General features: G+C 62.9%; 1 protein-coding gene and 2 pseudogenes. 1 reads left to right on the top strand and 2 read right to left on the bottom strand.

Annotation, left to right across the window (positions count from 1 at the left end):
• Positions 1 to 560, bottom strand: a pseudogene (locus AB0959_RS52900) (restriction endonuclease); the annotation flags it as partial.
• A gap of 243 nt (positions 561 to 803) precedes the next feature.
• Here AB0959_RS52900 and AB0959_RS52895 point away from each other — a divergent pair.
• Positions 804 to 1,706: pseudogene (locus tag AB0959_RS52895) on the top strand (transposase); the annotation flags it as partial.
• Between the two features lie 1,353 nt (positions 1,707 to 3,059).
• On the opposite strand, the gene AB0959_RS52890 reads toward AB0959_RS52895, so the two are convergent.
• Entirely contained in the window at positions 3,060 to 3,251 is a 192-nt protein-coding gene (locus tag AB0959_RS52890) for a hypothetical protein (RefSeq protein ID WP_366834198.1), read from the bottom strand.
• Positions 3,252 to 3,373 lie beyond the last annotated feature (122 nt).

The raw sequence follows: 3,373 nt of genomic DNA, 5'->3' as shown, positions 1-3,373 counted from the left end.
ATGAGTTCGCGGCGGTGCTCGCCCGATGTCTCGATCAGGGCGTTGAACATCGGGACGACGGTTCTGCCGAGGATGTGGGTGATGCGTTGGTCGATGCGGTCGTCGAGCGAGGTGGCGTCGGTGTGGACGGAGTTGTCCACAGGCTGTGTGCGTGCCAGGTACTCCATGTCGAGCAGGTATGTGCGCACCTGGCGGGCCACGTCGCTGTCGCGGAGGAGCATGGCGGCGTTCAGGACGGCTCGGCGGGGCCAGAGGGCGAGGCTGGAGCGGGGTTGTGGATAACTAGTGGGATAGGAACTCAAGTTGAGTTCCTTAAATTCTCGCAGCTCAGGCCCGCGAAGGACCCGCATTCCGTTCGCTGCCAGCTCCTGCCTGTGGCGGCTGAGCAGGTTGTTGATGACTGTCTCGGCGACTTCGAAGTAGGCGGCAACCATCGCCGTCGTGACATGCATGCCGTCCGGCAGCAACGAAAGTGCCTTCACTTTGTCGAGCACGTCCGTCCGGTCCACCACGCTCTCGCGCAGGGCCTTCGACTCCAGTAGAGCCGCTTCGTTGAACACGGGCCCATCCCTTCTGCTCGTCTACGTGCGTAGAGGCTTTCGGTGACGGGGCGAAGACGTGATTCCCCACCCCATCCCTCCAACGAGCATGGAGTGGGCGAAGATACGGGCGGATCTCGTACTGAATGTCGGGTCGGTCGCGTGCCCGGTGGCAACAAAAGGGTCCTCGGCACCGCGCGCAGGCGGTGTCGAGGACGGCGGTCGATGGGTGGTCTCCCAAGGCCGGGGCCGTGTTGCGGGTGGACCGGTCTGGGGCAGGCGATATCTGCGGTCCTGACGCCGTGGCGTAAGGACCGGGCTGTGCACGATCCGGGCAAGGTCCTGCTGGATGTCGCGCTCGCGGTGGCACTCGGCGGGGACTGTCTGGCCGACGTCGGGATGCTGCGGGCCGAGTCGGCCCTCTTCGAGCCGGTGACCTGCGCCCCGACCGCCTCCCGGCCTATCGACACACTCGTCGCGGGCGGGAAGCGGGCCTTGGTAGCTGCCCGCACAACGCCGGCCGAAGTGCGCCAATACGTCTGGAAGTTGGCCGCTGACACTGCCCCGGATGTCGGTGGGCAGGTGACCGTGGACCTAGACGGGGTGCTCGTCCCCGAGCACTCCGACAGGCAGGACGCCGCCGCGACTTGGAAGAAGACCTACGGTCACCACCCGCTGTCGGGGTTTGTCGACCACAGCCGGGGCGGGGGCCGGTGAATCGGTCGTGGGGATGCTGCGGCCCGGGAACGCCGGTTCCAACATCGCCGCCGACCACATCAAGGTCGCGAAGCTGGCCCCTGGCCCAGCTGCTGAAGAAGTACCGGCGCGGACGCAAGACGCTGATTCGTTGCGACTCGGGCCCGTTGCATCCATGAGTTCGTGGCTTGGCTCGCAACACGCGGGCGGTGGCTGTCGTATTCGGTCGGGATGACCATCATCGACGCCATCCACCAAGCCGTCCTGCAGATCCCTGCATCGGCGTGGACGCCGGCTGTCGAGCCGGACGGCGAGGTCCGCGACGGCGCGTGGGTCGCCGAGATCGACGCCGGCAGCGACTGCCTGACCGGCTGGCCGAAGGGGATACGGCTGGTCGTCAGCGAAGAACGCTCGCCCCCGGGCGCCCAGTTGCGGTTCACCGACAACGACGGGATGCGGCTGACCTGCTTCGCCGCCGCCTGCGACTACGGCTGTTCTCCGCAGCCGCCCAGCTCATTACTACAGGCCGATGCCGCATCCTCCGCCTCGCGGCCCATTGGCCCTGTCCAACGTGATCACCACCGCGCTCCCCGGCTCGATACCCCCCGAGCCCTGGCTGACCAGCAGCATCACGTCCCTGCGAATAGCACACCCTGGAGCCGTGGAACCCGGCGCCCACCCTGCGCGGCGGCCGGGCCACCAGTAACCGCAAGCAGAAAACAACGCTCTGAACGAGCAGAAAGGGCCGTCAGTAAGCTGACGGCCTCACGCGAGATCGAGGCTAGCATGACGGAAGCCCGAAGCCGCAACTATTACTACCCATTGAAAGAATGCGCTGCGCACTATGGCCCATGTCAAAACAGGGCGAGGCTGGATGCCCGGCGGTCTTCTTCCGTGCACCCAGCGTGAGCGGCCATTACCAGCGAATCTTGACCGAATCAACAGTGAGCACCGAGCCGCCGCTGAAGTCGGTAAGCTTGAAGTAAAACGTGCCGCTGCCCGGACGAGTCCAAGAAGAAGTTCCGCAGTAATTAGTGCGAGTTCCGTAGCTCGTGTCAGAACCTGCGTCAGATCTGTACAGAGTCAGTTTGGCCGAGTTGAACTGGCTGTCCGTTTCACAGTCCTTAAACGTGACGGTCGTTGCCACAGCGTCCCGATTACTGTCGTGCCAGTTACTAGACGTCTTCCCCACCCTCCAGCCAGCAATGTAGGAGTCTCGGCCGTCTTCGGCATGGGCGGGGAGCGTACCCAGGCCCAAGATCACCGTGGTTCCGGCGGCAATTACTGCCGCCTTACGTATCATTCTCATTCGCTTCTCCTTGCACGGTTTTGCAGTACTTGACGGACTTGCCGACATTCCGAACTGCGTAAATGAGGGCAGCGCTCACTGTTTCTCAAGTTGATCTCCAGGAGCGATGGGAATGTTAACCTTCGACGCCTTTCGTGCAACACCCTGTGCGTGGCACTTGGCTGGAAACCTGCCGCCTATAGTGCTAGAAGAACGAACGCAAACCAACCCATGATCAGGACATTCGTGCGCTTGAAGGCCGTGCAAAAGCATGAGAAAGGGGAACCGGACTGTCTTATTCCCTATTATTGGAAGCTCAAGCAAAGCTCAAACTCAAGATCAGATCGAGGGGGCCGTTTGCATGCGGGTTGGTAGGACATTCGGTTCTGGCATGTAGTCGGTGGTGATGCTAGGCGTCCGTCAGTGCGGTAGAGAGAATCCTGCGCGTCCGTGCATCTGTCTCGTGATCCTCTTGGTCCAGGTGTTGACGACTTCGGTTGAGCCATTGTGGTAAGCCATGGTGAGGCAGACGTCCGCTACGGCTCGGTCGATTTCGAGGCCGTCGGTAAGCTGCACAGGCAGGGCAGGTCGACGGCGCGGGCGGTGGTGATCCACTCGGTGAGTTTGACGTCGTTGCTCTCGGATGGTTTCAGCAGGGCGGCGAAGCCGCGTGCGAGATCGTCGAGCGCTGTCACCGCCGGGCAGGCCCGCGCGATCTTCTCCAACAAGGTCGTTTCCTTCGGGCGTAGATTCTCGGGGGGTGCCTCTATGTCTTTCGTCAAGCGAGGCGTGGGGTTCTGGGTTCGTAGAAGGTGCCGTCGCGGAGCATCGCGAACAGCACGTTGATCCG

It is taken from the genome of Streptomyces sp. NPDC046862 (assembly GCF_040704615.1).
Taxonomy (GTDB): Bacteria; Actinomycetota; Actinomycetes; order Streptomycetales; family Streptomycetaceae; genus Streptomyces.
This window is presented reverse-complemented; position numbering and strand designations above follow the sequence as displayed.